General features: G+C 59.3%; 16 protein-coding genes. 4 read left to right on the forward strand and 12 right to left on the reverse strand.

The features are described 5' to 3' along the window. Nucleotides 1-27: 27 nt before the first annotated feature. The 12 genes from JAO77_RS02685 to JAO77_RS02740 all read right to left on the reverse strand — a co-directional run bounded on the left by JAO77_RS02685 (nt 28) and on the right by JAO77_RS02740 (nt 21,994). Complete coding sequence (locus JAO77_RS02685; RefSeq protein WP_198988726.1) at nt 28-2,322, reverse strand: family 20 glycosylhydrolase; 2,295 nt, start codon at nt 2,320-2,322, stop codon at nt 28-30. A gap of 24 nt (nt 2,323-2,346) precedes the next feature. Beyond that, nucleotides 2,347-5,019: a glycoside hydrolase family 2 protein gene (locus tag JAO77_RS02690; protein ID WP_198988727.1), complete on the reverse strand. Its 2,673-nt coding sequence runs from the start codon at nt 5,017-5,019 to the stop codon at nt 2,347-2,349. A 100-nt stretch (nt 5,020-5,119) separates the two neighbouring features. After that, nucleotides 5,120-6,415, reverse strand: a complete 1,296-nt coding sequence (locus JAO77_RS02695) for a sugar MFS transporter (protein ID WP_198988728.1) — start codon at nt 6,413-6,415, stop codon at nt 5,120-5,122. Between the two features lie 55 nt (nt 6,416-6,470). Continuing rightward, complete coding sequence (locus JAO77_RS02700) at nt 6,471-8,801, reverse strand: glycoside hydrolase family 20 protein (protein WP_198988729.1); 2,331 nt, start codon at nt 8,799-8,801, stop codon at nt 6,471-6,473. Beyond that, nucleotides 8,798-9,679: an ROK family protein gene (locus JAO77_RS02705; protein ID WP_198988730.1), complete on the reverse strand. Its 882-nt coding sequence runs from the start codon at nt 9,677-9,679 to the stop codon at nt 8,798-8,800. Before JAO77_RS02705 ends, JAO77_RS02700 begins: the two co-directional genes overlap by 4 nt. 55 nt (nt 9,680-9,734) lie before the next feature. Beyond that, nucleotides 9,735-11,678 carry a glucosamine-6-phosphate deaminase gene (gene nagB / locus JAO77_RS02710; protein WP_198988731.1) on the reverse strand — a complete coding sequence of 648 codons (1,944 nt, stop codon included), beginning with the start codon at nt 11,676-11,678 and terminating at the stop codon, nt 9,735-9,737. A gap of 88 nt (nt 11,679-11,766) precedes the next feature. Next, nucleotides 11,767-13,017: an ROK family transcriptional regulator gene (locus tag JAO77_RS02715; protein WP_198988732.1), complete on the reverse strand. Its 1,251-nt coding sequence runs from the start codon at nt 13,015-13,017 to the stop codon at nt 11,767-11,769. Between the two features lie 211 nt (nt 13,018-13,228). Then, nucleotides 13,229-15,613 carry a glycoside hydrolase family 3 N-terminal domain-containing protein gene (locus JAO77_RS02720; RefSeq protein ID WP_198988733.1) on the reverse strand — a complete coding sequence of 795 codons (2,385 nt, stop codon included), beginning with the start codon at nt 15,611-15,613 and terminating at the stop codon, nt 13,229-13,231. 20 nt (nt 15,614-15,633) lie between these two features. Beyond that, nucleotides 15,634-17,496: a glycoside hydrolase family 35 protein gene (locus JAO77_RS02725; protein WP_198988734.1), complete on the reverse strand. Its 1,863-nt coding sequence runs from the start codon at nt 17,494-17,496 to the stop codon at nt 15,634-15,636. A 98-nt stretch (nt 17,497-17,594) separates the two neighbouring features. Then, a complete protein-coding gene (locus tag JAO77_RS02730) occupies nt 17,595-19,037 on the reverse strand; it encodes an alpha-L-fucosidase (protein ID WP_198988735.1) in 1,443 nt (480 codons plus the stop codon). A gap of 30 nt (nt 19,038-19,067) precedes the next feature. Further along, the gene (locus JAO77_RS02735; RefSeq protein WP_198988736.1) at nt 19,068-20,585 is read right to left on the reverse strand and encodes an alpha-L-fucosidase; all 1,518 of its coding nucleotides are present in this window, start codon (nt 20,583-20,585) and stop codon (nt 19,068-19,070) included. A 617-nt stretch (nt 20,586-21,202) separates the two neighbouring features. Next, entirely contained in the window at nt 21,203-21,994 is a 792-nt protein-coding gene (locus JAO77_RS02740; protein WP_198988737.1) for an XRE family transcriptional regulator, read from the reverse strand. 170 nt (nt 21,995-22,164) lie between these two features. Between JAO77_RS02740 and JAO77_RS02745 the strand changes: the two genes are divergently transcribed. From JAO77_RS02745 to JAO77_RS02760, 4 genes are all read left to right on the forward strand, one after another. Continuing rightward, nucleotides 22,165-22,587, forward strand: coding sequence for a YbjN domain-containing protein (locus JAO77_RS02745; RefSeq protein ID WP_198988738.1), 423 nt, complete (start codon nt 22,165-22,167; stop codon nt 22,585-22,587). Continuing rightward, entirely contained in the window at nt 22,584-23,291 is a 708-nt protein-coding gene (locus JAO77_RS02750) for a PspA/IM30 family protein (protein ID WP_198988739.1), read from the forward strand. Before JAO77_RS02745 ends, JAO77_RS02750 begins: the two co-directional genes overlap by 4 nt. Before the next feature lie 164 nt (nt 23,292-23,455). After that, nucleotides 23,456-24,082 carry a hypothetical protein gene (locus JAO77_RS02755; RefSeq protein ID WP_198988740.1) on the forward strand — a complete coding sequence of 209 codons (627 nt, stop codon included), beginning with the start codon at nt 23,456-23,458 and terminating at the stop codon, nt 24,080-24,082. Nucleotides 24,083-24,134: 52 nt separating this feature from the next. After that, complete coding sequence (locus JAO77_RS02760; RefSeq protein WP_198988741.1) at nt 24,135-26,303, forward strand: flotillin family protein; 2,169 nt, start codon at nt 24,135-24,137, stop codon at nt 26,301-26,303. The last annotated feature ends 27 nt before the right edge of the window (nt 26,304-26,330 follow it).

The following is a 26,330-nucleotide window of genomic DNA, read 5'->3' on the forward strand; positions in this document are numbered from 1 at the left end:
TGGTATAATGAACAAGCAATAAGTGACTTAATGCCGGAGCCAGCTGGCTGGCACGGGCTGCGGCGTGCTGCCGTTGAGGCTGTATTTCAGCAGGAGTGAATAGCCGCCGCCGCCCTCCACGAAGTCGAGCGCGAACGGCTGCAAACCTTGGGCCAGGGCCACCTGGCCACTTTTCTCAATGGCCGAGTGCAGGCCGCCATTATCTACCACCATGCGGTCGGCTATGCGTAGGATGCCGCCGTCGTCGCAGGTCAAGTAGAAAGTGTAGATGCCGGTGGTCGGTACGTCGAGGTAGCCGCGAAACTGCACCCCGAACTTGTCGGTTTCGGCCTGTTTGGGCACAGCTACGGCGTTTACCACGGCGCTGCCCTTAGCCGTGGCCTGCTGCATGGCGGCCGACTTCGGGAAGTAGCCGGTGAAATAAGTGGCCGTCAAGCCGGCGGTGGTAGACTGGTTGCGCGCGGGCTCGGCGTTATTCTGCTGTTTATAGTTAATGGTGTATGTGTCGCCTTTCAGGCCCTCAGGCGTGTAGGCGGCCAACTTTATTGTAGCCGGCTGGCTAATGGGCAGCGGCTTCGCTAGCATCGGCGAGGTAGCCGTGGGGTTACTACCGTCGGTGGTGTAGCGCAGCGTCAGGTTGTTGAGTGGCTTCTGCACGGCCAAGGTGGTGCTGGTGGTGAAGACACTTTCCTCCACGAAGCCGCCTAGGTCGGGCACGCGGTAATGAGCGCCTAGCTGCCCTAGGCGGGGGTAGTGCGCTTTGAGGCGCTGCTGGTAGGCGGCGAAGTTGGGCTTATTGGTCCACACCACTTCGGCCAGGGCCGTCATGCGGGGCAGCACCATGTAGTCGGCGCGGTTCTCGGTAGGTACTTGCTCGGTCCAGAGGTTGGCCTGGGCACCTAGGATGGCTTTCGCGGCGTCGGTACCCATCAGCGCTGGTGGGGTGGGCTGTAATTGATAAACCTGAGCCAGCGAATTTTTATCGGGCAGGTAGTCGAAGTACAGCGGGTTGTTGGGCGTCATCACCACCTGGTTGCCGTTGCGGGCGGCGCGCAGGGGCGCGTCGGGCACCCAAGTGCGCCAGTACATCACGGTGGCCGAGGCATCTACGCCACCATCAAGCACCTCGTCCCAGCCTATCATTTTCTTACCCTTGCTCTGCAAAAAGCGCTCGATGCGGCGCACGAAGTAGCTCTGCAGCCCATTCACGTCCTTGATGCCTTCCTTCTGCATCAGCTCGGTGCATGCTCCCGCCTGGGCCCAGGTGGTTTTCTCTACCTCGTCGGCCCCGATGTGCACGTAGCGACTCGGGAAGAGGGCGGCCACCTCGCTCAGCACGTTTTGGGCAAACTCGTAGGTGCCCTCATTGCAGGGGCACAGTGGCACCGAAAACTCCTTGCCCCAGGTGGCGGTGCCCGTGCAGCTCAGGGCGGGGTAGGCGCGTAGGGCGGCCATCATATGGCCGGGCATGTCGATTTCGGGGATGATTTCGATGTGCCGGGCCGCCGCGAAGGCAATGATGTCCTTAAGCTGCTGCTGGGTGTAAAAGCCGCCGTATTCGGTGCGGCCTTTGCGCTGGCGCAGGTGCTTAGGGTCGAGAGCGAAGTCAGGATTGTCTTTCGACTTCTTGATGCAGGCCGAATCTTGGTTGTTGAGCGTGCGCCAGGCCCCTAGGGTAGTCAGCTCAGGGTATTTCTTGATTTCGATGCGCCAGCCCTGGTCATCGGTCAGGTGCAGGTGCAGCTTGTTGAACTTGTAGAGCGCCAGCAGGTCGAGGTACTTCTTGAGGTACTCGACCGAGAAAAAGTGGCGCGATACGTCGAGGTGCATGCCACGCCAGCTGTAGGCCGGCTGGTCCTGAATCTGCACGGCGGGCAGGCGCAGCGAGGCAGTTTTGCCCGGCTTTTCTATGGTGGGCGGCAGTAGTTGCCGCACCGTTTGCACGGCCCGGAACATACCGGCCGGCTCCTTGGCCGCCAGCGTCACGCGTTGCGGCGTGACGGTGAGGCGGTAGCCCTCGGGCGCCGTAATGGCCGGGTCGTATACCAGCGCGATGCTGCCCGCCGTGGCCAGCTTGGCGGCTGGCAGCGGCTTGCCCAGGCCGTTAGCCAGCAGGTGCTGCAGCTGCTGTGCCTCCTGCACGAACTTGCCCCCGGCCGGTAGCACCAAGCGGGTAGCCCCCGTGATGGCGAAGCTGCCGCTAGCCGGCACCAGCGAGGTCGGGTACGGAATCAGGGGGAAGGCCGTGCCCGCCGACTGCGCGCCTGCCACCCGCCCCACCAGCAGGCATCCAACTAAACAAAGGAGTGGTTTGATTGACACGGCGGTGGGGGCTAGGGGAGGGGGTTACTTGCCGGCTACGGGCACAAGTTGCTTGGTCACGTTCCAGCCTTCTACCGATACCACGGGGGTAGGCACGCCGGGCGAGGGCGTGTAGTCGAGCGTCACGGTCTGGCTACCACCCGGCAGCACCGACACGTAGTTGTCGCTGTAGAACACTGGCAGGATGCGCTTCTGCGTGGTGGGGTTTACCAGGGCCACGCGGTTGAAGAAGGCTACCGGCGCGCCAGCGGGGTTGCTTAGCGTGACTTCCAGCTTGCCGGCGGCTACCTGCCGGGTGCTGACCCTAGGGCTGGCTTTGGCCATGCCTTTCAGGCCCGAGTACTCGCCCCTGGCATCGGGCAGCCAGTAGAAGTTGTTACTAATTACCTTCTTGTTGAAATCTTGCAGCTGTAGCGACAGGAACATGCCTTGTTGCTGACCCAGCTTCCGTACCAGCCCGTTGATGGGCAGGTAGCGCTTGGAGGACGAGGGGTTGATTTCGACGATTACCTGCGTCACGGGCGTTTTCTTGCCGGCCATGTCGTAGGCGTCTACCACCAGCATCATGTCGCGCTTCACCTCGAAGCTATTGTTGACGAGCGTCACCATGCTGTCCACGGGGTTGTACATCACGTGCAGCGGCTCGCTGCCGGTACGCAGGCCGTAGAGGCAGGCGTTGGGGTCGAGGTAGTAGTCGTACATCTGGCCGCGCAGGGCGGTCCAGGGGTTTTGCGTTTTCCAGATGATGCTGCCCGTGTACCAGTCCCACATGTGCGAGCTGAAGCCTTCCATGAGGGCGCGGTACTGGTCGTAGTTCACGAGTTGAGCCTTTAGGCCGAAGTCGCGGATATCCTTGGGCGCGCCATAGGGCAGCAGGTACTGCTCGTAGCCGATATAAGTGTGGTAGGTCCACACCGAGTCTACCTGCTCGGTGGGGGTATCCCCTTTGCTGCTGGCGGTGCGCGGCCCTAGGTAGCGCGGCGGCACCATATTGGCGGGCAGCAGGAGGCGCTCTAGCGACTCCACGTCGCCCACGCCCACCGAGCCCACTTCCGAGTTAAAAGGGAAGGTGCGGTGCCCCCAGAACGTGCTAATCGGCTGAATACCATAGGGGCCATCACCGTTGCCACCTAGGTTGTTGTACGACATGCTGTCGGAGTTGGAGAACGGAATAAACCAGCGCGTGCCGTCGAGGCGGGGCAGCAGCGTGTCCTGCATGGCCGCTAGGATGTCCTTAGGAGGCGTAATCTCGTTGCCGCCGCACCAGATGGCTAGCGAAGGGTAGTTGCGCACCATTTTCACCTGGTCGGCCACCGAGTTCACGAATAGCCGGTGGTCATTGGGGTACTTGCGGCGGGTGTACTGGTCTTCCAGCTTCATGGGGTCTACCCAGCGGCCGTTGGCATCGCCGCTCATCCAGAAGTCCTGCATCACGAGCATCCCGTACTTGTCGCAGGCCTCGTAAAACTCGGGCCGCTCGACGAGCGCGCCGCCCCACACCCGAATCAGGTTCAGGTTCATATCGCGGTGAAACCGGATTTCGGCATCGTAGCGCGCCTTGGTGAAGCGCAGCATGGCATCTGAGATAATCCAGTTGCCACCCTTAATGAACAGCTTCTGGCCGTTCACCAGCACCTGCATGCTCTCGGTCTTGCTGTTCCACTGGTGCTGGATTTCGCGCACGCCCACCTGCATCGCTTCCTCGTCCGAGACAGTTTTACCGCCCGTCAGAAATTGCACCTTGGAGGGATACAGGTTCTGCGGGCCGTAACCATTAGGCCACCACAGATTGGGGTTTTGGAGCTTGAGGGCGGGCAGGCTCACCTGCTTGGTGCTGCGGGCGGGCACTGTCACGGCTTGCTTCACTACCTGGCCTCCTAGGGTATACTGCACCACGCCGGCCACCGGTTTGGCGGTCGGGTTTTCTAGCTCGGTCGTTACCAGAATGGTAGCCGGCGCCTGCGGGCCTTTGGGTTGGCGCACGCCGGGCACGCGGGTAATTACGTGCGGATTCTTGACGTTGATGGCCCGCGTTTTCTCAATCGTCACCTTGTCCCAGATGCCTGTGTTGCGGTCCCGAATGGGCCGAATCCAGTCCCAGCCGGCTGTGTATTGCGTGCTCACGTTGCGAGCAATGACGCCGTCGCCACCCTGGCCGCCGTTGGGGTTGCCCACGGGGTCGGGCGGGTACACCACCACTGCCAAGCGGTTGCGGCCGCTCTTAGCCAGGTAGGGCGTGATGTTGTAGGCCTGCCGCAAGAACATGCCGTGGTGCGTCTTCTTATTGAGCTTCTGCCCGTTCAGATACACCTCACAGCTGTAGTTCACGCCCCGCAGGTTCAACCACACTTGGCCATCGCCTGCAGCCGGTGCCTCCTGAAAGTCCTTGACAAACCAATAGGTATAATAGTCGCGCCCGGTTTTGTAGATATCCGGGATGCGCTCGTTGTTCATCCCGAAGAACGGGTCGGGCACCTGCTTGTTGGTCAGCTGGGTAGTGAGCACCGTGCCCGGTACTACAGCCGGCTGCCAGCCCCCTAGGGCATAGCTGGGCTGCGAAAGCTGCGCGCCCGTAACCGTGACTTTACTGATGGGCTGGGCCACCCAGTCGGAGTTCAGCTCGTAGCGTTGCTGCGCGGCCAGCGGCGAAAAACCGGTCAGCGCAAGAAGAGAAAGCAGGTAGCGAAATCTTGTCATTCGAAAAAGAATCTTAGGCCGATGCACCTAAGATTTTAAGGCATCCTGCTGCGTGCAACAGGATGCGACAATCAGAATTATTGTAGTAGAAAGGGGCTCCCTAGGCGCGCCGGATTTTATACCCAGCCGTGCCGTAGAACAGAATAAATAAATAGCACGGAACAACCAGCCAGTAAGCGTGTTGGGCGGTGAAGTGGTCGGCCAGTAGCCCGTAGAGGGGCGGCAGCACCGCCCCCCCGGCAATAGCCATGATGAGCAGCGACGAGCCTAGCTTGGTGAAGCGCCCCAGCCCCTCGATAGCCAGCGGCCAGATGGCCGGGAAGATGAGCGAATTGGCTAGCCCCAATAGGAAAATGAATAGAACCGAGGTGAGGCCGCTAGTGAAAATTGCCCCTAGGGCAAAAAGTATCCCGGCTACCGCAGAAATCTGCAGTGCCTTTTTCTGAGATAAATACTTCGGAATAGTGATGATGCCGATGATATAACCCAAAATCATCGCAAACAACGTGCAGCTAGCGAAGAACTTAGAAACGCTGAGCGCAATGCCCTGCGAAGTGCCGTAGCTGATGATAGTATCGCCGGCAATTACCTCCACGCCCACGTAGAAGAACATGGCCAGCGCCCCTAGTATCACGTGCGGAAAGTGAAAGATGCTCGATTTGTTAGTGTTGGCAGCGGCCACGGCTTCGTCCTCGTGGTCGGTGTCGATTTCGGGCAGCGACGAGAAGTAGATGAGCACGGCCAGCAATACCAATACGCCCAACATGAGCAGGTAGGGCGTCACCACACGGGCGGCGAGAGCATTGAGCTCGACGGCTTTGGTAGCGGCGTCCATGCTGCCTAGGCGCTTCACGAGGGCGTCGGCGTCTTTGAGGGCCACGGCACCTAGGGCCACGGGGGCCAGCGCCCCAGCCACCTTATTGCAGATGCCCATGATGCTGATGCGCTTGGCGGCACTTTCGCGGGGACCTAGGATAGTGATGTAAGGGTTAGCCGCTGTTTGCAGCACGGCCAAGCCAGTGCCTTGCACAAACAAGCCCAGCAAAAACAGCCCGTAGGTGCGCGTCAGGGCCGCAGGCACGAACAACAGTGCCCCGACGCCCATTACCAGTAACCCGGCCGACATGCCCTTCTTAAAGCCCGTGGCTTTCAACACCCAGGCCGACGGAATGGCCATTACCAGGTAAGAAATGTAGAAAGCAAACGCAACCAGATACGCCTCGAAGTTGGTCAGCTCGCAGGAGATTTTCAGGTACGGAATCAGTACCGAGTTGAGCCAGGTGACGAACCCGAAAATGAAAAACAGCGCGCCGATGATGACAATCGAGCGGTTTTGCTGGCTGCTGGCCGGGGGCGGCAGTGTGTTTGCGCTGGTTGGAGGAGCTACTTTCGGCATACTGCGGGGAATAGAACTAGGATGGGAATAAGACTAAGGAACTGCGCGGCACGGCTTACTGCACCACCAACTCATCGGCAAATAGCCAGGTGTCGGGTGCCTGCTGACTGGCTGCCGCTGGCTGAGCATTTTTAGCGGTAACTCGCACGAAGCGAGCTTTCGTTTTTTTCCACTCGGCCTTCACTTCACTGATGCCCGTGCCGGGTTGGGCCGCCGCTACGGGCGCTGAATACACCGTTTTGTAAGTGCGCCCATCGGTCGACACCGCTACTTCCAACGTAGTCGGCAAGAGGATTTTGTCTTCGGGCTTTTGCAAAAAGGTGCTGCGCACAGAGCTGATTTCGGTGGCTTTCTTCAAGTCGAGCGTCGCTGCTAAGTTATCGCCTAAGAACCCGAGCCAGTGCCCATCGGTATGACTGCGCGAGCCTTTCAGACCATCGACCAGCGTAAGCGCGCCAGTGCCCCGATAGTTTTTGTGCGGCGCTGCGGCCAGCTTGGTAGGGGTAGCAAACGCCTTATGCGCGCTCACGTCGGTGGTAGTCATCTTGCCCGCCGGCTGCCCGTTATCAAACGAAGCCGCCTTAACCACGGCCGAGCTGGTGAGGGCAAATGGCCCCGTATAAGAGGTAGACGAAGGCGTGGGCGCCGTGCCGTCGAGCGTGTAAGTAATCTGCGGGCCAGTGGCGTCGAGTAGTAGGCTAACCACATCGCCGCCCTTGGTGGTGTCGGGCACGAACTGCTGGCGCACATTGAAGGCGCTCTTGGCGTAATTGGCACCTAGGGCGGCAAAACGCTGGTACTGGGGCTGCATGCGCACCTTAAAGCTTTCCCAGTTTTTCTGGCGGGCAGGCGTCCAGAGCACTTCGGCCAGGGCCGACATGCGGGGCAGCACCATGTACTCGACCTGCTGCGTAGTGGGGATGTACTCGGTCCAGAGGTTGGCCTGGGCACCTAGGATATATTTCTTTTCGTCGGCGCTTAACTCCGAGGGAGTGGGCTCGAAGGAATAGACTTTTTCCAAGGGCAGGTAGCCGCCAATGTTGAGTGGCTCCAGGCTGACTTCGCCCTGGGCGTGGTCGAAGTACACAAACTCGCCGGGCGTCATGACCACCTGGTGCTTTTGCTTGGCGGCGGCTGTGCCGCCCTCCATGCCGCGCCACGACATAACAGCGGCGTTGGGGGCTAGGCCACCTTCCAGGATTTCATCCCAGCCCATGATGGTTTTGCCCTTACTGTTTACAAACTTCTCCATGCGCTGCACAAAGTAGCTCTGCAACTCGTGCTCATCCTTGAGGTGCTCGGCCTTAATGCGGGCCTGGCACTTATGGCATACTTTCCAGCGGGTTTTAGGTGCCTCGTCGCCCCCAATGTGCACGGTCTTGCTCGGAAACAGCGGCATTACTTCCGTCAGCACGTCTTGCAGGAACGCGAACGTCTGCTCGTTGCCGGCGCAAAAGATATCGTCGTATACGCCCCAGGTCTGGCCCACTTTGAAGGGCCCGCCAGTGCACGACAGCTCGGGATAGGCCGTGAGGGCTGCCAGCGCGTGGCCGGGCATTTCGATTTCGGGTACCACCGTGATGTAGCGGTCCTGCGCGTACTTCACGACCTCCTTTATCTGCTCCTGGGTGTAGAAGCCGCCATAGCGCACGTTGTCGTACTCCGGCACTTTCGCGCCGTAGTGCCCAATGAGGGTGCCCTCGCGAAAGCCGCCCAGCGTGGTCAGCTTAGGGTATTTCTTGATTTCAATGCGCCAGCCCTGGTCATCAGTTAGATGCCAGTGGAAGGTATTCATCTTGTGCAGCGCTAGGTAATCGATGTACTGCTTCACGAACTCGGTCGGGAAGAAGTGGCGGCTCACATCAAGGTGCATGCCGCGCCACTGGTAGCGTGGCTTGTCAGCCACCTCCACAGCGGGTAGGTTGGCGCCCAGCGTACGCTGCGCGGGCAGCAGTTGCCGAATGGTTTGAGTACCTAGGAACAGGCCCTGGGGCTGGTTGGCGGCCAGCACCACCTGCGTCGGCTGCACACTGAGCGCGTAGCCTTCAGGCCCTAGGGTATCGGCAGGAGCTGAAAGCTTTAAATAGATAGTGCCGGCGCGCTGCTTGCCCGGTGCGGTCTGCACCACGGGCGGCTGCACGCCGGTAGCGCGACCTATTTCCTGGCTTAGGCCCTGCCCAATGCGACGCAGCTCGTCATTTTTGGGACCAACGTAAATCTTGGTTTCCGGCGTGATGGCGAAGCTGCCGGTACCGGGCACCAGCCGCACGGGCTGCGGAATAACCGCGATAGCACGCTGGCTAGTAGAGGCCTGCTGGGCAGCGGCGGTAGCGCTCCAGCCTAGGCTCAGGATGGCGGCCGCAACGGCCCACAGGTTCTTCTTCATAGAGCTAGGGCGGTTTGCGCCTGGGGGGCGGTTTGCTTCATGTGGCAAAGGGCTGCCGCGCCCAGTACCGCCGCGTTGCCCATGAGCGAGGGAGCTACCACTAGGCGGTCAGTTATTTGGCGAAATGGGAACGCACCCAAGGTTTCGTACAGGCCGTCGCGGAAAAACTCGTAGCCCTGGCTTACCGAGCCGCCCAGGAAAATAGCTTCGGGGGCGAGCGCATACAGGATAATGTGCAGCGCCCGCCCTAGGTGCCGCCCCAGCTCGTCGTAGAGGGCAAGCGCCTCGGCATCGCCCTGCTGAGCGAGGGCGTGCCACTCGGCGCCCACCCGGCCCGTGCGCTGGCTGAAAAACTTGCCGCTGCAATAATCCTCGATGGTCTTGTCGAGATACGGAATCATTCCGAACTCGCCGGCGCTCGACAGCGTGCCCGAGTACACTTGGTGATTGATGACGATACCTGCTCCCAAGCCGGTACCTAGGGCCAGGCCCACTAGGTTGGCGTAGGGCCGGCCCTGGCCGTACATCTTCTCGCCGATGGCAAACGCGTTGGCGTCGTTGGTGAGATACACTGGCTTATCGAAGTAGCTGGTGAGGTGCCGTTTAAGGTGCACCTCGCGCCACGACGGAATGTTCTGCACGTTGTGCACAATGCCCTCTTCCTCATCTACCAGCCCCGGCACGCCGATGCCGATGCCCGCCACCTCAGCCGTGACCAGCGGCGCCAAGTTGCGCGTCAGTTCGGTCAGAATCTGCTCTTTGGAAGCGCTGGCCGAGGTTTCAAAACGAAACTCCTGGATAAGCTCGCCATCTTGCACGACGCCCACCTGAATTTTCGTTCCGCCAATATCGACGCCTAGGTACTTGCTGCTGGTCATGTAGTTATAATATGCTAATGAGGGTAGGACATTAAGATAATTTGAACCGTAAGAGCTAGAATTTATAGCGCACAAATGCTTCCATGGCCTCGTAGTTGGCCATGCCCAGGCGGTCGTATTGGTGGGCCGTTTCGCGGTTGCGGTGCTCGGCGCGCACCCAGAACTCGCGGGCATCGTCGCCGGGGAACACGGGCGTGTCCTTCTGGCTCTGGTGCTTGAAAATGGCGTTGCGCTTGCGCAGTACTTCCTGCGGCGATAGTGGCACGGCCATCTCAATCTCGTAAGGCTTAAACTCGTGCCACGCGCCGCGGTACATCCACACCCAGCAGTCCTCCACCCAGGCCTCGGTCTGGCGCAGGCGGCGCAGGGCCTCAATCACGATGTTGAAGCACACGATGTGCGTGCCGTTGGGGTCGGCAAAGTCGCCGGCCACGAACACTTGCTGTGGCTTCACCTGCTGGAGCAGGTCCATCGTCAGCTCAATATCCTTGTCCGTCACCGAGAGCTTCGCCGTGCGGCCCGACTCGTAGAAGGGCAGTGCCTGGAAGTGAATGTGCTCATCGGTTAGCCCGGCGTAGCGGGCCCCCGCAATGGCCTCGCTCTTGCGAATGAAGCTCTTAACGTTGCGAATTTCTTGGGTGTCAGGCTGGTTAGGCTGCTTGTGCTGGATAAACTGGCGCATGTCATCGTACACGCCCTGCAGCTGGCTGGTATCCTTACCTAGGCTGCGGTCGAAGTCGATGGCAAACTCCACGTAGCGCAGCACGTCGTCGTCCCACACGGCCGTGTTGCCCGAGGTTTGGTAGGCCACGTGCACGTCGTGGCCCTGGTCGATGAGGCGGATAAAGGTGCCGCCCATCGAAATGACGTCGTCGTCGGGGTGGGGCGAGAATACGATAACGCGCTTCTTCTCGGGCAGGGCGCGCTCGGGGCGCTGCGAGTCGTCGGCGCCCGGCTTGCCGCCCGGCCAGCCCGTAATGGTGTGCTGAAGCTTGTTGAAGATGTGGATGTTGATGTTGTACACCGGGCCACGCTCGGTGGCCAGCTGGGCCATGCCGTTGCTGTTATAGTCGTCCTCGGTCAGCTTCAGAATAGGCTTGCCTAGGGTGTTCGACAGCCAGATAACGGCCTTCTTAATCAGCTGCTCGTCCCACTCGCAGTCCTTCACCAGCCACGGGGTGTCGAAGCGCGTGAGCTCGGCTGCCGCGGCCTCGTCCAATACAAAATCTACGTTATCGGCTAGTTGCAGGTAAGTGGCTGGTACCTCGCTCGATACCTCGCCCTCCACAGCCTTCTTGATGATGGGCGCCTTATTGCCGCTCCAAGCCATCAGCACAATCTCGTGGGCCTTGAAGATGGTACCGATGCCCATCGTGATGGCCTTGGTCGGCACGTTTTCCTTGCCGCCAAAGTCGCGCGAGGCATCGCGGCGCGTTAGGTCGTCCAGCGTCACCAAGCGCGTGCCCGAGTTGGGCGCCGAGCCGGGCTCGTTGAAGCCCACGTGACCGGTACGGCCGATGCCTAGGATTTGCAAGTCCAATCCGCCGTGCTCTTCAATCTGACGCTCGTAGTTGACGCAGAAGGCTGCCACCTCGTCGGGGGCCAGCGTGCCATCGGGAATGTGCACGTTCTGCCGCTCGATGTCGATGTGGTCGAACAGGTTCTCGTTCATGAACGTCACGTAGCTCTGTGGCGACGTGGGCTGCATGGGGTAGTACTCGTCTAGGTTGAACGTCACTACATTGCGAAAGCTCAACCCTTCCTCGCGGTGCATGCGCACCAGCTCCTCGTACACGCCCACCGGCGTAGCCCCGGTAGCCAGCCCTAAAATGGCTTTTTCGCCCTGCTGCTGCTTGCTTTTGATGAGGTTAGCAATGCGCTCGGCTACTTGTACGGAAGCCACCTGCTTGTTGCGGTACACGGTCACCGGCAGCTTTTCAAAGCGCGTCTCCTCCAGGAGGTTTAGGCGGGTCGTGATGGGTAGGGTAACGTTCTGCATGGCGGCAAAGCTGGTAAGGCTGCGAAAATGCTAAAGTGAAAGTGGTAAGATGAAGCAGATGAAGTAGCTAGCGATGAGTTGGGTGAGCTCAGGCAAGCTCTAGGTAGCTTTCGAAGATGTTTTCCATCACCGTTGCTACCGAGCCCAGAATCACGGCATTATTGCCCAGCTCCGACACTACGAGGCTGGTTCGCTCGCGGAGCTGCGCCATGCAATAGGTGTTGATGGCTTGCTGGATGTTAGGCAGAATAAATTGTTTGGCCGGCGCCACCTCGCCTCCCAAGATGATGAGCTCGGGGTTGAAAAGCTGCGTGAGAATGGCAATGCCTTTGCCTAGGTTGGTGCCTACCTCGGCCAGCGTATTAATGGCAAACTGGTCGCCTTGGTGAGCAGCCTCGTACACGTGTTCGGGCTGTAAATTAGCTACTTGCTGTGCTGGCAACTGGCTTAGCATAGTGTGCTGCCCCGCCTGAATGCCGGCCTTGGCAATGCGCACAATGGCGCTGCCCGAGGCCACAGTTTCGAGGCAGCCGCGCTTGCCGCAGTGGCACAGCGCACCTCCATCCACGAGTGGAATGTGGCCAAACTCGCCGGCGAAGCCTGAGGCGCCGCTGCGGAGCTTGCCATCTAGTATCACGCCCATGCCGATGCCCCAGTCCATGGACAGTACTAGTACATCGCGCTGCCCGTGCGCCAGGCCAAAGCGGTACTCGGCCAGGGCCGCGCTCTTCGCATCATTTTGCAGAAAAACCGGTTTGCCAAACTGCTGCTCCAGTAGCTGTTGCAGCGATTCGGGCTCGCCGGCCGTGAGCAAGTAGGTGTGGTTGTTACCCTCCTTCGAGTCGACTAGGCCCGGCATGCTAATGCCCACGCCAACCAGTTTTTTCAGCTCAATCCCCGACGCTTCAATCAGCGCCTGCGCGTGAGCGTGCAGTTGTGGCAGTGCCCCTAGGTCGGGCGTGAGCTCAATGTCGAAGGTGTGCACGCCATTGATAATCTGGTTATTATTATCAAAGATGGCCATCCGGGTCTTGAACTGCTCCATGTGCACGCTCAGCACAAACAGCGACCCATCGCGCAGCCCGTAGAGCTCTGGTTTGCGGCCTCCTAGCGACTTGCCCCGGCCTTGTTTCTCCACCAAGCCTTCCGCCACCAGCTCATTCAGTATGGCGATGGAAGTAGGCGAGCTGATGTTGAAGCGGCTGCAAATATCGGCGTTCGTCTTAGCCCCTTTTACATACAAATGCTTTACAATCTTAAGCTTCTGTATGTGCTTGCGTCGTTCAATATTATTGAGCCGCGCAAGGTGAGTTTCCTCTAGGGCTAATAATGAACTCATATGGCGGGGGTTATATTTTTGGTAAATAAAGTTATCTTTTTTGAGAAGTACAAGCACTTTTATAAAAATTTTATAGAAGTCTATCTTAAACCATAAAAAAATGAGAGAACGAGCAGCTGCTCGTTCTCTCATTTTTTTATGGTTTCACCTAGTAAACTCAGTCAGTATAGCGGTATAGGTAATCTCGCCGATTCTGGCCTAACAATTTTAGTTACTGCACTTTCTCAACCGCCTGCGCCACCTTAAACTGCGCCTTTAGCCGAATGTCCTCCGACGAGGCACCCACTTGCGCCGTGAAGGTGCCCGGCTCGACCACCCATTGCAGGCGGCCGTTAAGCAGCATCAAGTCCTCGGCCGTTAGCTCAAAAGTGACTTCCTGTTGCTCACCGGCTTTAAGCGCGAGGCGCTGAAATTTCTTGAGCTGCTTCACTGGCGTCACTACCGAGCTAACATCGTCGGTGAGATAAAGCTGGGCTACCTCATCGCCGGCCCGGCTGCTGGCATTTTTCACCTTAAAGCGCACCGTAGCTCGCACCGTGCCACCAGACTCGATGGGGCTTACCTGCAGGTCGGAATACTCGAACTTACTGTAGCTTAGGCCGTGGCCGAAGCTATAGAGCGGCTTGTTGTCCATCTCCACGTAGCCGTGGGTGACGGGCCGCTTAGCGTTGTAATACACGGGCAGCTGGCCCACGCTTTTGGCCACCGAGATAGGTAGGCGGCCGGCCGGGTTGTAGTCGCCAAACAGCACGTCGGCCACAGCGTGGCCGCCTTCCTGGCCGGGGTACCAGGCATCGAGTAGGGCGGGCACGTGGGCGGCCATCCAATTGAGGTTTAGCGGCCGGCCTTTGATGAGCACCACCACCACCGGCGTGCCGGTAGCCACCACCGCTTGCAGTAATTGCTGTTGCTTGCCTAGCAGGTCGAGCGAGGCGCGGTCGTAGCCCTCGCCGCTTTCCATGTCACTGATAGCCTCGTTTTTAGAGGCGGCCGTGACGGTGGCCGCGCCAGTGCTTTGGTACTCGGTTTTAAAGTCGCGGGCGCTGGAGCCCCCTAGGACCACCACCGCCACCTGGGCCTGCTTGGCGGCGGCCACGGCCTCGGCGATGTTGGCGCTAGTGGTGTCGCGGATGGCGCAGCCCTTAGCGTAGGTCACTTGCGCGGCCGGCAGCTTGGCCCGGATACCTTCGAGCACCGTCACCACGTTGCTTTCGGGCTGGGGCGCGGTGTAGTCGCCGAGCTGGTTGTACATGTTGTCGGCGTTGGGGCCGATAACGGCGATGCGCTGCAAGGTTTTGGCCAGCGGCAGTGCGTTGTTGTCGTTCTTCAGTAGCACCACCGACTCGCGGGCTACCTGCCTCGCCAGCTGCACGTTGGCGGGCGTGTGCACCTGCTTGGCGGCCTTGGCGGGGTCTACGTAGGGATTTTCAAATAGCCCCATCTCGAATTTCACCCGCAGCACCCGGCCCACGGCGCGGTCGAGTACCTCGGGCGACACCAGCTTCTGCTGCACGGCGGCCAGCAAATCTTTGTCGTAGCCGTAGCCGCTCAGGTCATCGTCGAGGCCTGCATTAATGGCCAGCGCGGCGGCTTCGGGCGCCGTGGCGGCCACGTGGTGGTTGCCCACCAGGCCCGAAATGCTCCCTAGGTCCGATACCGTGAAGCCCAAAAAGCCCCATTGCTGGCGCAGCACATCGGTGAGCAGGTAAGGATTGGCCGAGCACGGTACCCCATCAATAGAATTGTAGGCGGTCATAACCGACTGCGCCCCGGCCTTCACCGCCGCCCGAAACGGCGGTAAGTAGCTCTGAAACAGCTCGCGCTGACCGGTACTAATGCTACCGCCGTTGTGGCCGCCCTCGGGCACGCCGTAAGCCGTGAAGTGCTTGAGCGTAGACACGATATTGGCGCCGCTCTTCAGGCTGTTGCCCTGGAAGCCTTGCACCATCGCTACGCCCATTTGGCCGTTGAGCACGGGGTCTTCGCCGTAGGTTTCCTCGACCCTAGACCAGCGCGGCTCGCGGGCCAAGTCCAGCACCGGCCCGTAGCCGATGTGCGCGCCCTGCACCCGCGCTTCATGGGCAATGGCCGTGGCCATGCGCTTAATCAAGGCCGGGTCCCAGGTGCTGCTCTGGCCGATGGATGTCGGAAACACAGTAGTGCCAATAGCCATGTGGCCGTGCGGGCATTCCTCGGCCAGTAGCAGCGGAATGTGCAGCCGGGTGTGCTCCACAGCGTACTTCTGCAGGGCGTTGGTAGCCTCGGCGGCCAGCTTGGGGTTTAGGCCGGTGAGCAAGGTTTTCTTGGTCCAGGGGTCGGCGCGCAGGGTAGCCCAAAGCGCGCCAATGTGTCGCTCGTCTATTGCCTTTTTGTAAGCTGAGCTAGCGCTAACCTTTTGGCCATCTTTCTGATACATTTCCCACCCTAGGAGGGTCGAGAGCTGGCCTACCTTTTCCTCGGTCGTCATGCGAGCCAACAGGTCTTGCACGCGGGCCTCGGTGGCGGCGGTGCGGTCCTGGTACAGCGGCTTTTTCGATTGGGCGTAAGTGGCGGTGGCACCTAGCAGGCACAGCCCTAGGGCTAAATACTTCGGCATAAGGGGGATGTAATTATTCGCTAGCGCAGGGCGTCTAAAATTGGCTTGTCGGTAGTTTTTAAGTCTTTATGCAGCACGTCGTTTTGCTGCTCCAGCAGCACCACGGTGTTTTTGCCCTTGGTGAGCCAGCAGCCGGGCAGGTACAGCGTCTGCTGTGGGCCCACCTTCCAGTACCGCCCTAGGGGGTGGCCGTTCACGAACGCGATGCCCTTGCCCCAGCCGCGCATATCTAGGAAGGTATCGCCGATTTGCTTCACCTCGAACGCGCCAGTGTAGAGCGTGGGCTGGCCCGCCTGGCTTCTGGCCGGGTACTTCCCTAGGTCGGGCACGCGGTCAAAGGGCAGCTTCACCATCTGCCAATCGCCCGTAACATCGGCGCCGTTCAGGACGACCGGCGAGATGATGCCTTTAGTATTGTGCACAATATCAGCGCCGTAGTTGATACGGCCCATATTCTCGACCAGCAGCTCTAGGGTGGCGTTGGCGGGCAGCTGTACGTCCAGCTCGTACTTGTTCTGCTGGCGGTTTAGCTCGCCTACTGGCTTGCCATTCACGTACACCGTGGTATAGTCGCGCAGGCCTTTGACTTGCAGCTTGCCTTGTACTGGTTGTCCAAACCGCTTGCTGTACAGCACGTAGCCGTGGCCCTGCCCTAGGTCCTCAAATGTCAGCGGCGTGCTGCTGGCCACGGGCTTGAGGTTGCGCTTGAAGTCAAACAAGCTCACCGCTTTACTAAGCGCGATGGGGGGGAGGGTAATAACTGGTATGGGCGCAGGCACGGCGGGCACCGGGTACTTCACGTAGCGCTGCATTAGCTCGCGGATGGCAGTGTACTTGGGTGTAACCCAACCCGCTTCGCTGATGGGCGCGTCGTAGTCGTAGCTCGTGATATCGGGCTGAATATCATGCTTACCGTCGTAGTTGGCGCCCGCTGTGAACCCAAAGTTGGTGCCGCCGTGCACCATGTAGAAGTTGAAGTTGACACCGTTTTGCAGATAGGTTTCGACCTGCTTAGCTACCTGCTCGGTGCCTACGCGCACGAAGGGCTCGCCCCAGTGGTCGAGCCAGCCGGGGTAGTACTCCGCCACCATGTAGGGCCCTAGGTTATTGTGATACTGGTTTACAGCCTTTTTCAGGGGCTCCACATTGTCCTCGCCGTTGGCGGTGGGTAAGGCACCCGGTGTAGCGCCACCCTCAAATAGCGAGGAGGCATCGGACGTGAAAAACGGCCCCTCGAAGCCCACTTCGGCTAGCTGCTGCCGGATGGCGGCGTTGTATTGGCGGTGCTCGGCTAGCGGCACGTCGGGGCGCTGCGACACGTAAGACCCGAACTCGTTCTCGACCTGGGTCATGATAACCGGCCCGCCATGGCTCACCTGGTAGCCCTTCACTTGCTGGGCCAAGTGGCGCAGATACACGCGGCACGAATCTAGAAACGGCTGATTATTCGCCCGAATTACCAGGTTTTTATTCTGCTGCAGCCACCACGGGTAGCCCCCAAACTCCCACTCGGCGCAGGCATAGGGGCCCGGCCTCAAAATGACGAATAGCCCTTTCTCCTGCGCAGTTTTCAAAAACTCGGGCAGGTTGTGGCTGCCGGTTTTGAAGTCCCAGGTGCCCGGCGTGGGGTGGTGGTAGTTCCAGAATACGTAGGTAGCTACCGTATTGAGGCCCATGGCCTTCAACATCTTCAGCCGGTGCCGCCAGTATTCCTTCGGTACGCGGGCGTAGTGCATTTTGCCCGAATGAATCTGGGTCGGCTGGCCGTCGTAGCGAAACTGCCCGTCTTTAATTTCAAATGTGTGTTTCTGCTGCGCCTGGGCGGTGAGGCTGGCGGTGAATAGTAAGCCTAGGGCAGCGCTTTTGAAGGAAAACGGAGGCATGAAGCATGTCAAGTTGTAGCAAAGCGTAGGCGCCTCCCCCGGCCCCTTTTCGAGAAAAGAGAGTGGGCCGGAGGGAGGCGCGCACGTCAGCGTGGGTTCTATTTCTCTGGCACGAAGGCAAACGCCAGCGCTGGGTAGGCGCCCGCTTGCGTAGACATACCAGCCGGCATGGTAAGCGTCACTTTATCGCCAGTGGCGGTCCACTTCACGGACTTGCCGGTTTGCAACAGCGTGAGCTTAGAGCCCTTCTTGGGCACGTTGCCGGTCCAGGTTAGGGTAGTGGGTGCGGCTTGATTCTCGGGAATGCAGGCGATGGCATAGCGGGTGCCCTTTTTGCCCTGCGTGAAGTAGGTGCTGCCGTCCTGGTAGAGGGGCGTGGCGCGGGTACTGTAGATGGCGGCCCCGTTCACGTCCAGCCACTTACCGATGGCTTCGAGGCGTGTCACAGCTTGTTGGTCGAGGGTGCCATCGGGGCGTGGGCCCACCCCTAGGAGCAAGCTGCCGCCCTTGGCCACCACCTCCACCAGCGAGTGGATGATTTTAGTGGGTGACTTGTATACGTCGTTTGGCACGTAGCCCCAGTTATTAGCCAGCGTTAGGCAGCTTTCCCAGGGGTTAGCTAGCTGGTGGTCAGGTACCTTCTGCTCGGGCGTCTGGTAGTTTTCGTAGGGGCCGTGCACGGTGCGGTCTACCATCAGCAGGCCGGGCTGGGCCTGGCGGGCCATGGTGGCGATGCGCGGCATGTTCACATCCTGGCTGAACTCGGGGATGGGCGCGCCCCACGAGCGCACTTCGGCGTTCACGGTTTCCTTGGGCCGTACCCAGCCACCATCGAGCCACAGAATATCCATGCGCCCGTAGTTGTGCATCAATTCGCTTATCTGGTTGTAGGTGAAGTCCTGATACTTTTTCCAGCGCCACGGATACTTCTTGATGTCGTAGTTGACGTTGCGGTTGGGCGTGGCGTACTTCGACCACCAAAAATCCTGCGTGTGCCAGTCGGGCTTCGAGAAGTAGGCCCCAATCATGAAGTCCTGCTTGCGGAACGCATCGAACACGTACTTGGCTACGTCGGCCCTAGGGTCGTTTTTGAACGGCCCGTTGCTAATCTTAAAGTCCGACTGCTTGGTGTCGAACATGTTGTAGCCGTCGTGGTGCTTGGTCGTAAACACCAAGTAGCGCATGCCCGCCTTTTTAGCCACGCTGGCCCACTGCTCGGGGTTAAATTTTGTGGGGTTAAACTCCTTGCTGTAGTCCCAGTAGCGCTTCTTATAGTCCTCGTAGGCAATGGTGCTGTCGCGCTCAATCCAGTCTTCCGAGCAGATAGTCCACGACTCAATAATGCCCGGGATGGCATACAGGCCCCAGTGCAGGATAAGGCCGAATTTCTGGTCGCGCCATTTGTCTAGCTTCTGTACCACCAGTGGGTCGGTGGGGGCTTCGTACTCAGTCGATTGCTGGTGCACACCCTGCTGCTGGGCATGGGCGGGGAGGGCACTGGCCGCCGCCAAGAGGGCGAGGGCAAGGGTGGCTTTCTTCATATCTACTAACTAATTATCCCAAAAAGGGGCTTATTGCTTAGGAACTGCCGCCTCGGCCGGCTGCTGGTAGAGCCCGATGGCCGAGAGAGTAGGGTTGAGGCGCGAGGAGGTGATGCGCAACCGCACTTGCTGGGCCTGCACGGGCGCAAACGTGAGGATGCGCTTGTAGCCAACGGTGGTGCCAGTAGTGGCCGTTTTCCACGCCGCGCCGCTCTTGTATTCGAGCACGAAGCTTTCGATGCGCTGGCCTAGGGCGATATTTTCCTGCAATTGCAGCACGTTAAACGTCTGTGACTTGGGCAGCGCGAAGGTGAGCGTGGTTGTGGTGTCGCGGCCGGTGGTAGTCCAATAGGTGCGGTAGCTGGCGTCGAGCAGCGCGGCCGCTTGGCTGGTACCTAGGCTGCTCACCGTGCTGCCTTTGAGTAGGTTATTAGCGTAAGTGTCGGCTAGCAGCTTGCGAAACCCTTTGAGGCTATTAATATCAGCCTGGGCTAGCAGGCCGCGCTTATCGGGCGGAATATTCAGCAGCAGCACGCCGTTGCGGCCCACTGAGCTGTTGTAGATGTCTAGCAGCTTCGCCGGCGTCTTTACTTTATCGTCCTCAGTGGGGTGGTAAAACCAACCTGGCCGGATAGATACATCGATTTCGGCCGGGTACCAGACCAGCGCCGGCGCATCCTTTATTTTGGCGCGGCTGCCTAGGTCGTCCTCCATCATGTTTTTAGGGGCAAACGCTGCCTCCTTCTGTGAGTTGGCCGCTACGTTGGCTTGGCGCTGGGCCTCGGTGGGCACCACGCTCCATTCGGTTTCGCGGCCATAACCCGATTCGGTGCCTACCCAGCGCACGTCGGGGCCCATTACGGCGATAACTGCCGTGGGCTGCAGCTTGCGGATGAGGGCGTACCAGCGGTTGAAGTCATACACCTGCTTTTTGCCAGTCGGCCCCTCGCCATTGGCCCCGTCAAACCATACTTCATCGACCCGGCCGTAGTTGGTCAGCAGCTCGGTCAATTGGTTAACGAAATAGTTGTTGTACTTGGCCGAATCGCCGAAGTAGGGCGAGTTGCGGTCCCAGGGCGAGAGGTACACGCCGAAGCCCATGCCTTGGGCGTGGCAGGCATCGGCCACCTCGCGCACCACGTCGCCCTTGCCGCCTTTCCAAGGGCTGCTCTTCACCGAGTGCTCGGTATACTTACTGGGCCACAAGCAAAAGCCGTCGTGGTGCTTGGCCGTAATAATGACTTGCTTGATGCCACCATCTTTGCACGTCTTCACCCACTGCCCGGCATCGAGTGAAGTAGGATTAAATAAAGAAGGGCTTTCGGTGCCATCGCCCCACTCCTTATTGGTAAACGTGTTCATTCCGAAGTGCAGGAAGCCGGTCATCTCCAGCTGCTGCCAGCGTAGCTGGCGCGGCGAGGGCACTACGTGGGCCGCCTTCTGTACTATGGCAGTTGGCGTGCTACCCGCCGGGATGGTGGCGTAGCTGCCGGGGGCGTAGAGCTGCGCCGAACAGGCTAGCGGAGCCGCCAGCCCTAGGCAGCTCATAAGAAGCAGTGGCAGCCTCTGCCGATGTTGGGGGGGTAAACAGTCCGATGGGTGGCCTTCCACTATGTATTACAGCGCTAGGTGGATGTATTAGTGCTTACCTGGCCTCTGGGCTACGAGTAGCGACTTGCCAGCAAGCTGCGGGCCGAGACCTGGTTATATAGGAGAAACGAGGACGGTTGAGGTTATCGGAGGGCAGTGGCCTCCCTGCTCGCGCGGGCAGTTGATAAGGGGTCCCGTTGTGATGGCGTTCTGTAATTTGCTGTGGAAACCTCAGCAGCATACTTCAAAGGTAGTAGAATATTCGAAATAACAATTCGAAAAATTCATTTCGTCGCAGTTGTTTGCTCCTGCAGAAACGACATCAATGTATTTCAAAGCTTAAGTAAAAAGCCTACCTAGGACATCCTGATTACGCTGGGCGTAAGTAGAGCCCCGCGTTTTGGCCCATCGAGTTACTAGCCACCAAGTCCCTAGGTCGGGGCCGGGCGCTATTTGGCGTACAAGCATCCAGAGGCGCAAGCAGAAGCGGACACCTCGGCTTCGCGGAGAAGCTAGCGTACTTGATAGAAGCCCGCTCGGACTGGTGCGGGTGGCGCGGGTCCGAGGCATACGCATTAAGCTTTTCCCAGCCGCGCCAGCAGCTCGGCTACCTGCTGCTCTAGGGTAGCTACGCGCTCATCGAGGCGGGCGGGCGTGTGTAGGTGCGTGGTGAAGACACCTTGCACCTCCCATATTTCCAGAGCTTGGGTTAGGTCTAGCTCCTGGGGGCTGTAGTCGGCGTTGTCGGCGCGGAGCTGGAGGCGCTGGCCTTCGTTTAGTAGGCCAGCCACGCGGCGCACCAAGATTTTGCCGGGCGTCACGAACACGTAGATGCGGCCTACCTGCACGCTGGGCTGGGTAGGAGCTACACGGCTGCACAGCACGGTGTCTTTGTGGCGCAGGCCCTGGCGCTTGGGTAACTGCATTTCGGCCCCGCGTATTTCGAAGGCCCGGGTGGGGCCGCTGAGCTGGTGCGGCAGCTTGAGCCACGGTAGGGTGGCGAGGTAGCTGGGGTCGTGGTGCCGCACGATGTATTCGGGGGCCCGGCTGCCTAGTACCAAGGGGGTTACATCAGCTGGCAGACTAGCCGCCGGTGCTGGGCTCGGTGGAGCTACCGGCGCTCCGTTTTCCTTGAAAATATCGAAGTGGTACAGTTCATTTACCGTCAGCTCTTTTGTAAGTAGCAAGTCTACAGACAAGCCAAAATGCTGAGCAATTTGAATGAGCGTCTCCATTTTCGGCTCTGAGCGGCCTTCCTCATACGCCCCCACGCTAGGCCGAGCCAGGCCGAATAATTCAGCAAAAGCGGCCTGGCTCAGCTTTTTAACGGTGCGCAGCTTGCGAATATTCTTGCCAACGTGGGACATGTTAGGAAAATATATTGTGCTCAAAGAACGAGCAATTAAAAAACCTTGCGTAAGATTGTGGCGTAAAAATACCACCAGCATCAAAACGAGGGGCTGCTTAGTGGCTATTTTTTTGAGCAGGCACACCTAGGGCGATGCTACGGCCTGCCTATACATTTACCGCCGAGCCTATGAACCAAACATACTTTCTTAAAATCAAGGCCTACTTGCTAGAGCTGGGCTTTGACATTTGCCACGCCGACGAGCCGGAAAACCTGCTGGTAGTCGATAAGCCCGAGCTGGGTATTCGCAACCTTGTTATCGGCTGCGGCGACCCGCTGCTGATACTGGAGCAGTACCTGCTAGAGCTGCCCGAGCCCTCGGAGGCCATCTACCGGCAGCTGCTGCAAAAAAACCGCGACATCATCCACGGCGCCTTTGCCCTCGACGACACCGGTCGCCGCCTCATCTTCCGCGATACGCTCCAAATCGACACCCTCGACCTCGCCGAACTCGAAGCCTGCGTGAACTCCCTAGGGTTGCTGCTCAGTGAGTTTGCCGATGAGCTGATTCAGTTTTCTAAACCTTCACCGCCAACCACTTCCGCATCATGAACATTCTGAACCGTCTTTTCAAAATCGGGCAGTCGGAGGCCCACGCCGCTGTCAATCAGCTCGAAGACCCCATCAAGCTCACCGAGCAAGGCCTGCGCGACCTGCGCCAGGACCTCGACAAAGCCCTGCACGGCCTGGCCGAAGTGAAGGCCATGGCCATCCGCACCCGCAATGAGGCCGAAGGCTATCGCACTAAAGCCGCCGACTACGAAACCAAGGCTGTACTTTTGCTCCAACGCGCCCACAAAGGCGACCTAGATGCCGCCGAGGCCGACCGCCTCGCTACTGAGGCCCTGCTCAAAAAAGCCGAAAACGAAGCCCACGCTACCCGCTCGGCCCAGGAGCAGGCCAAGTTTGAGCAGTCGGCTGCCCAACTCGACCAGAGTGTACAGACGCTAAAAAGCACCATCAGCCAGTGGGAAAACGAGCTGAAAACCCTGAAAGCCCGCGTGACGGTGAGCACCGCCACCGCCACCATCAACAAGCAACTGGCCCAACTCGACTCGTCGGGCACGGTGGCGCTGCTTGAGCGCATGAAGGAAAAAGTAGCGGCGCAGGAGGCGCTAGGAGAAGCCTACGGTGAGATTGCGCAGGAAAGTAAAAGCATCGACGCTGAGATTAATAAGGCCATCGGCCGGGCCGGGGTTGGCAAAGCGGGGGAGGAGCTAGAGGCGCTAAAGGCGAAGCTGGGGCTGGCGGAATAACGTGAGACCCCACCCCCGGCCCCTCCCCTCCGGGAGAGGGGAGCCAACCGCGAGTAGACGTTCGCAAACGTCAGGCTCCCCTCTCCCGGAGGGGAGGGGCCGGGGGTGGGGTAAATACGAACCACCTGTAATACAATCCGCACTCCACCGATAAACCCTCGCGTATGACCGACCTGCTCCGCGCCGCCGTGCTGCCGCCCAACCTGCCCGCGACCGGGCTTCTGGTGTTCGTGCTGCTGTATTGGCTCACGGTTATTGTGGGGCTACTTGATTTTAAGACAGTTGACCTGCAAGTAGATGTCCACGATGGCGCCCACCTGCACGGCCCCGATTCAGAGTGGCTCAATGGCGCGCTAGCGTTTTTTAACCTGGGCCGCATTCCGGTGATGGTGTTTCTCAGCTTCGTGGCCTTGCCGCTGTGGGTGGGTAGTATTCTGGCCAACTACTACACTGGCAATACTGCACTGCTGCCAGGGCTGCTGTACCTGTTGCCGCTGTTTGTTGGCAGCATCTTCCTGGCGAAGTTTCTCACGCTGCCTTTCGTGAAGCTTTTCACGGCCCTCGAAAAAGACCACGACGGCGGGGCCGTAGCCCTAGGTAAGGTGTGCACCGTGCTGCTGCCAGCCACTACCGAGCACCTAGGGCAAGCCTCGGTGCGCATCGACGGGGCCCCGCTCATGCTGAACGTGCGCGCTTTGAACGGCTCTATCGGCAAGGGCGAAACGGCTTTGGTGATTGATTACGATACCCAGCGCCGCTGCTACCTCATCGAAGCCTACGTTGCGCCGTAGCTTTACCGTTCCATAAATCATAAGTCCTATTTCCAATTTCTACTTTCTTAGTATGGTTGCGCAACTCTCCTGGGCCGTTTTAGTCGTGCTCGGCTTCTTACTTATTGGGTTCATTGCCATTGTGGCGCGCATGTACCAGAAGGCGGTGCAGGGCGAGGCCCTGGTGCGCACCGGCATGGGCGACACCAAGGTGTCCTTCTCCGGTATCCTCATCGTGCCGGTGCTGCACAAGCTGGAGGTGATGGATATTAAGCTGAAAACCATCATTATTGCTCGCTCTGGTGCCGAAGGCCTGGTGTGCAAAGACAACCTGCGGGCCGACGTGAAAGTGAACTTCTTCGTGCGGGTCAATAAAACGCACGACGACGTAGTGAACGTAGCGCAGAGCATCGGCGCGCACCGCGCCTCCGACCCCGCCGCCCTCGAAGCGCTATTCGATGCCAAGTTTTCGGAGGCGCTGAAAACCGTGGGAAAGCACTTTGATTTCATAGAATTATACAATTCGCGCGAGCAATTCAAGCAGGAAATTCTGCGCATTATCGGCACCGACCTCAACGGCTACGTGCTCGACGACTGCGCCATCGACTACCTAGAGCAAACCCCATTGGCTGCTCTCAACCAGGATAATATTCTGGATGCCGAAGGCATTAAGAAAATCATTTCGCTGACCTCGCAGCAGAAGATTCAGGCTAACCAAATTCAGCGCGACCAGCAGAAGACGATTAAAAAGCAGGACGTGGAAGCGCAGGAAACCATCTTGCAGCTTGAGAAGCAACTAGCTGAAAATCAAGAGAAGCAAAACCGCGAAATCGCTAGCATCCGGGCCCGCGAAGCCGCCGAAACCGAGAAGGTGCGCCAGGAGGAAAAGCTGAAAAGCGAGCGCGCCCGCATCGTAACGGAGGAGGAGGTGAAAATCGCAGAGCAAAACCGCGACCGGCAAATCCTGGTGGCTGAGCGTAACAAGCAGCGCACCGATGCTATCGAAACCGAGCGCGTGGCCCAAGCCCAGGCCCTCGAAGCCAACGAGCGCGAGCGCATCGTGGCCCTAGCTCAGATTGAAAAGGAAAAGGCGCTGGAAGAAGAGCGGAAGAACATTCAGGTGATTATCCGCGAGCGCATTACGGTAGAAAAAGCCACTGTACAGGAAGAGGAGCGTATCAAGGACACCCGCGCTCAGGCGCAGGCCGACCGCGAAAAGCTAGTGGCCCTCACCGCCGCCCAGCAGAAAAACGAGGCTGCCACCATCGCCCTCGTTGGCACCGCCGACATGGAGCGCCAAGCCGCCGAGTTCCGCGCCAAGCAGGTGCTCATTGATGCCGAGGGCGAGCGCGCCGCTGCCGACCACCGCGCCCAGGCCATGCGCGTCTTGGCCGAAGCTGAGGCCAGCAAAGCCGCTGCCGTTGGCCTCGCCGAAGCCCAGGTGATGCAGGCCAAGGCCACCGCCCGCCAGAAGGAAGGCGAAACCCAGGCCAATGTGCTGCAACTCACCGCTACGGCCGAGGCCCAAGCCATTCAGGCCAAAGCCGCTGCCCAGGCAGAAGCCGACGAGAAAATCGGCATCGTGGCCGCTAAAGTCAACCGCGAAAAAGGCCTCGCCGAAGCTGGCGTAGTAGAAGCCCGCGCCGCCGCCGACCAAAAGCGCGGCCTAGCCGAAGCTGCCGTGAACGAACAGAAGTTCACGGTCGAAGCCAAGGGTATCGAAGCCAAGGCCGACGCCATGAAAAAGCTCGATGGCGTGGGCAAAGACCACGAGGAATTCAAGCTGCGCTTGGACAAAGAAAAGTCGGTGGAACTGGCTCAAATCAGCATTCAGAAAGATATCGCGGCCTCGCAGGCCGACGTTATCGGCTCGGCCCTGAAAGCCGCCAAAATCGACATCGTGGGCGGCGAGACTATGTTCTTCGACCAGATTATCGGCTCCATCACAAAGGGCAAAGCTCTCGACCGCACCGTTCACAACAGCGAGGTGCTGAGCACGGTGAAAGACACCTTCTTCGGCCACGACGGGGGCGGCGATTTCAAAGCCAACCTGCGCAAGTTCGTCAACCAGTTTGGTGTGAGCAGCGAGGAAATGCGCAACCTAAGCGTATCGGCGCTGCTGCTGCAACTGATGAACAAGGCGAGCGATGAGAAGACGCGTAGCACGATTTCGCAGCTGTCGAGCACGGCCGCGGCGCTCGGGATAGGGGATAAGCTGGTGAAGACGATTGATTTGAAGTAGGTTCCCCGGCTGGAGGACGCCCCCACG

The organism is Hymenobacter sp. BT559 (assembly GCF_016427535.1).
GTDB lineage: Bacteria > Bacteroidota > Bacteroidia > Cytophagales > Hymenobacteraceae > Hymenobacter.